This window comes from Bacillus sp. C30 (assembly GCF_040838255.1).
GTDB classification, from domain to species: Bacteria; Bacillota; Bacilli; order Bacillales; family Bacillaceae_G; genus Bacillus_A; species Bacillus_A mycoides.
Map to the genome: position 1 here is coordinate 1 of NZ_JBFPJH010000202.1, position 6,014 is coordinate 6,014.

The following is a 6,014-nucleotide window of genomic DNA, read 5'->3' on the forward strand; positions in this document are numbered from 1 at the left end:
GCTCTACTTTATTATTGATAGATTTCTTTATATTTCTTATACTCTGCTTCAGAACATAATACAAAATGTCCTGGGCGAATTTCACGCATTGTTGGTGCTTCCTCACCATATTGATGTTGAGATGGATCGTATACGATACGTTTACGATTGCGCTCATAATCTGGATCTGGAAGCGGAATTGCAGATAGTAGTGATTTTGTATATGGATGCATTGGATTCGCATATAACTCTTCACTTGTTGTCAACTCAACGATTTGACCACGGTACATTACACCAATGCGATCACTAATGTATTTTACCATTGATAAATCATGGGCGATGAATAAGTATGTTAAACCTTTTTCTCTTTGTAACTGTTTCAGTAAGTTTACAACTTGCGCCTGAATCGATACGTCAAGTGCTGAGATTGGTTCATCAGCAATGATAAATTCAGGTTCTACAGCTAGCGCACGAGCGATACCGATACGTTGACGTTGTCCGCCTGAGAATTCATGCGGGAAACGGTTTGCGTGCTCTTTATTTAAACCAACTGTATTTAATAATTCATGAACACGGTCCATACGCTCTTTTTTGCCTTTTGCTAGTCCGTGAATATCAATACCTTCTGCGATAATATCCCCTACTGTCATACGAGGATTTAATGATGCATATGGATCTTGGAAAATCATTTGCATTTTACGGTTGAACTTCTTCAGCTCTGCACGTGATTTTTTACCATGTACATTTTCACCATCGAACAACACTTCACCAGCAGTTGCATCATATAAACGAATAATCGTTCTTCCAGTTGTCGATTTACCACAACCTGATTCTCCTACAAGACCAAATGTTTCTCCGCGGTAAATATCAAATGAAATATCATTAACCGCTTTGACAACACCACCACTCACGTCGAAGTGCTGCTTTACATTTTTTACTTCAATTAATTTCTCACGTTGTTTAGTCATGTTGTTCACCTGCTTTCATTTGAAGAATGCGTTTTTCAACGACTGCCGGTGGTTTTACTTCTGGAGCTTGCTCGTGAAGTAACCAAGTTGCCGCATAGTGTGTATCACTTACTTTAAATAAAGGTGGGTCCATTTCAAAATCAATTTTCAATGCCTGCGGGTTACGTGGTGCAAAAGCATCACCCTTTGGCGGTTTTAATAAGTCTGGAGGCGTTCCTGGAATCGCATATAGCTCGTCCTCTGCACCATCTAAGCTTGGCATAGATGCGATTAAGCCCCATGTGTATGGATGTTTTGGATTGTAGAAAATTTCATCAACAGTTCCAATTTCAACAACTTTACCAGCGTACATAACCGCAACTCGGTCTGCAACGTTTGCCACTACACCTAAGTCATGCGTAATGAAAATGATTGCTGCTTCTGTTTTTTGCTGAATGTCCTTCATAAGTTCTAAAATTTGCGCCTGAATTGTAACGTCTAGCGCTGTTGTCGGCTCATCGGCAATTAATAATTTCGGGTTACAAGCTAACGCCATCGCAATAACTACACGCTGTCTCATACCACCTGAGAATTGGTGAGGATATTGTTTTAAGCGCGCTTCTGGATTCGGAATACCTACAAGGTCGATTAATTCTAACGCAACTTTACGTGCATCTGCTTTACTCATCCCTTGGTGTTTAATAAGGCCTTCCATAATTTGATTTCCAATTGTCATCGTTGGGTTTAATGATGTCATTGGATCTTGGAAAATCATCGCAATATCTTTACCGCGTACTTGTTGCATTTCTTTTTCTGTTAGTTTCGTTAAGTCACGACCTTCAAATACGATTTCACCGTTTTTAATACGCCCTGGAGGATTCGGAATTAATCCCATTAACGCTTTAGAAGTAACTGATTTACCAGAACCAGATTCTCCTACAATCGCTAATGTTTCTCCTTTTTTCAAATCAAAAGTAACACCGCGTACAGCTTGTACTTCACCTGCATGTGTATCAAAGGAGACTTGCAAATCTTTTACCTCTAGCAATGTTTTCATTTTTACTTCTCCCCTCTTTTACTTACGCATTTTTGGATCTAACGCGTCGCGTAATCCGTCTGCAATTAAGTTGAATGCTAAGATTAACATACTGATGACAACCGCTGGGATGAACATCATATGTGGATACGTTTGAATTGATTTATAACCATCATTTACAAGAGAACCAAGTGATGCGAATGGTGGCTGAATACCTAGTCCGATGAAGCTTAAGAATGCTTCACCAAATACCGCTGTTGGAATTGTAAACATTGTCATTACGATAATTGGTCCCATTACGTTCGGAATTAAGTGCTTCACAATTAACTGTGTATTCGTTGCCCCTAATGTACGAGATGCTAATACATATTCTTGGTTTTTTAATTTTAGGATCTGTCCACGAACGATACGCGACATCCCTATCCAACCTGTAATTGCCATCGCAAGTGTAATTGACCAAATACCTGATCCCATAATGATTACCATTAAAATAACGATGATTAAGTATGGAATACCGTTAATGATCTCCATAATACGTTGCATAATATTATCTACTCTGCCGCCATAGAAGGCTGAAATACCTCCGTATGCAACCCCAATTACTAAGTCAATCGCTGCTGCTAAAAGAGCGATATATAATGATACTCGTGTACCTTCCCATGTTCTTGTCCATAAATCACGGCCAAGATCATCTGTACCAAACCAGAAGTACTCTTTAATATCACGTTTTTCATATTGGTCAACACCATATTGATCTGTACCGTCAAATGGTAGCCAATGAACATTTTCAATCACTGGAATTTTCGGTGGCATTTTCGCACGACCTAAATCCTGCTCTTTATAAGAATGCTTACTTACCATCGGTCCTAAAATTGCTAGTAGTACAATAAGCATTAATAATACGAAACCAAACATTGCACCTTTATGTTGGAACAAACGTCTTCTTACATCTTGCCAAAACGTTAAGCTTGGACGGGCAATGACTTCATTATCAACATTACTCTGATTTGCTGGTTGAAATAAATCTGGAGATAATTTTTGTACATCTTTCATCATTTTTTCCCTCCCGCTAAACGAATACGAGGATCAATAATTCCGTATAAAATATCGACAATGAAAATAACTAAGATGAAGATCGCACTATAGAAAATTGTAGTTCCCATAATAACTGTATAGTCATTCACTGTAATCGATTTAACGAATTGTTCCCCAAGTCCAGGTACAGCGTAAATTTGCTCAATAACTAGTGTCCCTGTAATTAATCCTGCAACCATTGGTCCTAAAATTGTTACAACTGGAATTAATGCGTTACGCAGTGCGTGCTTGATAATGATAACGCCTTGGCTAATTCCTTTCGCTTTCGCTGTTAAAATGTAGTCTGCTTGCATAACCTCAATTAACTCTGCACGAGCGAAACGTGCGATTGTTGCGATAACTGCCATCGATAAGGCAATTGTAGGCATTACTGTAAACTCCGGTCCTTTCCAGAATGCTACTGGGAACCAACCAAGTTTTACCCCTACGAAATATTGTAGTAATGCGGCGAATACGAATGAGGGTACCGACATCCCGAGTACGGAAATAATTGTCGCCCCATAATCGACCCACGTATTGTTACGAAGCGCCGCAACGATTCCTAAAATTAAACCGATAAATGTTCCTAATATAATCGCTTGTAAACCAAGTTGTGCTGATGGTCCAATACGATCCACAATCATATCTGTTACTGGGCGGTTATCATATTGGAATGATACCCCTAAATCACCTTTTGCTAAGTTACCTAAGTAACGTGCATATTGAACTGGTACCGGATCATTTAAACCATATTTTTCAAGAATGATTTCTTTTTGTGCCGGTGATAGCTTCTCCTGGTTTTTAAGCGGAGAACCCGGTAGTAATTTCATCAAAAAGAAAGTCAGTGTAGTAATTAAAAATAATGTCAAAGCCATGTACACGAAACGTTTTAATACATAACGTCCCATAGTCAAGCACCTCCCCGTTTTTCTCAAAAGCAATAAGATAGTTTAAAATATTCTTACTTTTATTTTTTTAAAATAAGAGCATATGCCCATCATAGGCATATACCCTTGTAAACGATGGAAAAAAGATTATTTTTGTTCAACAGATGCCCATTTGTAAGTTAATTTACCACCATAGTTAATTGGGATAATATCTTTTACGGCACCTTTTACCACATATGCTGAACCTTTTTGGAAGATCGGAGCAATAACTGCATCCTCTTTAATTAATATTTTCTCTACTTCTAAAAGGTTGTTCCAGCGAGCTTGTAAATCTTTTGTATCTGTTTTTGCTTTTAGAATTAGCTCATCATATTTCGGATTAGAATATCCTGTTTTATTTTGTGAACCATTCGTAACAAACATATCTAAATATGAGACTGGATCTGGGAAGTCTGGACCCCAAATACCAAACGCCATATCATATTCTTGAGAGTCTTCTAACTTATTTTTTTGTGCGAATGGCTGCTGTTTAATTTTGATCGTTAAACCAGGTAAGTTCTTTTCCATCTCACCTTTTAAGAATTCGCCAATTTTTTTCGCATCTTCATTATCGAAGCTTAAGAATTCTAGTTCAATTTTATCAGTGCCAAGCTCTTTCTTTGCTGTTTCCCAAAGTTTTTTCGCTTCTTTTGAATCCGTTTCAACTAGATTTCCATTTTCAGCACGGAAGTCTTTTTTATTCGGACCTTCAGCGAAATCTTTTCCAACAAATCCGTAAGCACCGATTGCGCCGTTGTTTAAAATAACTTTTGCAATGTTATCACGGTCAAAGGACATTGAAATTGCTTTTCTTAAGTTTTTATTACTCAAATACTTATTATTTTGATTGAATCTTAAGTAGGCAACTCCAGCTTCTTGTCGTGTTTGGAACTCTGGAGTTTGTCTAAATTTATCAACAAATTCCGATGTTAGAGCCGCACGATCAATCGAATTTGTCTCATATAAATTTACATCAGTCGATGTATTTTTCACAATATTGAAATTTATTTCTTCGATTTTAACCGTCTTGTTATCCCAATATGATGGGTTCTTCTTAAATTGGAAGCTTTGTTCATGTTTCCAATCACTCATAACGAATGGCCCGTTATATAATGTTGTATTTGCCTCTAAACCAAACTTATCACCTTGTGATTTCACAAAGTTCTCATTTAGTGGGTAGAACACCGGATAAACCGTTAAATCAATAAAGTAAGGAACGGGATTGTCTAATTCCACTTCTAATGTATAATCATCAATCGCCTTTACACCTAATTGGTCAGCAGGTAATTCTTTTTTATGAATTTTTTCTGCATTTTTAATATCGAACATAATGTATGAATACGTCGCTTTTGTATCTGGATTTACTGCTCTTTTCCATGAATACACAAAGTCTTTCGCTGTTACAGGTTCCCCATTCGACCATTTCGCATCTTTTCTTAATTTAAATATGTATTTCTTCCCATCATCTAGCTTTTGGACATCTTCAGCAATCCCAGGCATTCTCTTTTGATCTTTGCCAGTACGATATAAACCTTCCATCGTATTATTTAATGCTGTTGAAGATGCAGAATCTGATGCTAACGATGCATCCATTGATGGAATTTCAGATAACTCTGTTAAATTAATAATCTGTTTTCCGTTACTACTACTAGTAGTGTTTTCTTTTCCTTTTGCTTTAGCGTCCTCTTTCTGGTAGCTACACGCGCCAAGCAACATACTTGCAGTTAAAGTTGATGCAAGTAATAACGGTATCTTTTTCTTCATGTTGTGTTGCCTCCCCTAATTGCACTTACTGTACCCTCACTTGTAGAAAAGTAGAATTGAAAGAATAATCTCCAAGTTTCTACAATTTTCATTATACATATAATATGACGATTGTGAATATAGTTTTTTGTTTTTTTGTTAAAATTTTTAATAAAATGTTTATATTTTTAATTTTTTGTAAAGGGATACGTTAACATTGCTACCATCATCTTGAAATTAGAACCTCAATTGCGTATAATTTTCAAAAAATTATTTATATTACTTATTATAACTTTTATAGTATAATAA

Annotated in this window: 5 protein-coding genes; all 5 read right to left on the minus strand. The window is 36.8% G+C overall.

Going from position 1 to position 6,014, the window contains the following annotated elements; genetic code table 11:
* Positions 1-11: 11 nt before the first annotated feature.
* The gene (locus tag AB3X49_RS16230; RefSeq protein WP_002086978.1) at positions 12-947 is read right to left on the minus strand and encodes an ABC transporter ATP-binding protein; all 936 of its coding nucleotides are present in this window, start codon (positions 945-947) and stop codon (positions 12-14) included.
* Complete coding sequence (locus AB3X49_RS16235; protein ID WP_002011337.1) at positions 940-1,983, minus strand: ABC transporter ATP-binding protein; 1,044 nt, start codon at positions 1,981-1,983, stop codon at positions 940-942. Before AB3X49_RS16235 ends, AB3X49_RS16230 begins: the two co-directional genes overlap by 8 nt.
* A gap of 18 nt (positions 1,984-2,001) precedes the next feature.
* Positions 2,002-3,018, minus strand: coding sequence for an oligopeptide ABC transporter permease (opp3C, locus tag AB3X49_RS16240; RefSeq protein WP_002086981.1), 1,017 nt, complete (start codon positions 3,016-3,018; stop codon positions 2,002-2,004).
* The gene (opp3b, locus tag AB3X49_RS16245; RefSeq protein WP_000534165.1) at positions 3,015-3,944 is read right to left on the minus strand and encodes an oligopeptide ABC transporter permease; all 930 of its coding nucleotides are present in this window, start codon (positions 3,942-3,944) and stop codon (positions 3,015-3,017) included. The genes opp3C and opp3b overlap by 4 nt, the downstream gene beginning before the upstream one ends.
* A 126-nt stretch (positions 3,945-4,070) precedes the next feature.
* A complete protein-coding gene (locus AB3X49_RS16250; RefSeq protein ID WP_367963348.1) occupies positions 4,071-5,726 on the minus strand; it encodes a peptide ABC transporter substrate-binding protein in 1,656 nt (551 codons plus the stop codon).
* Positions 5,727-6,014: the final 288 nt, after the last annotated feature.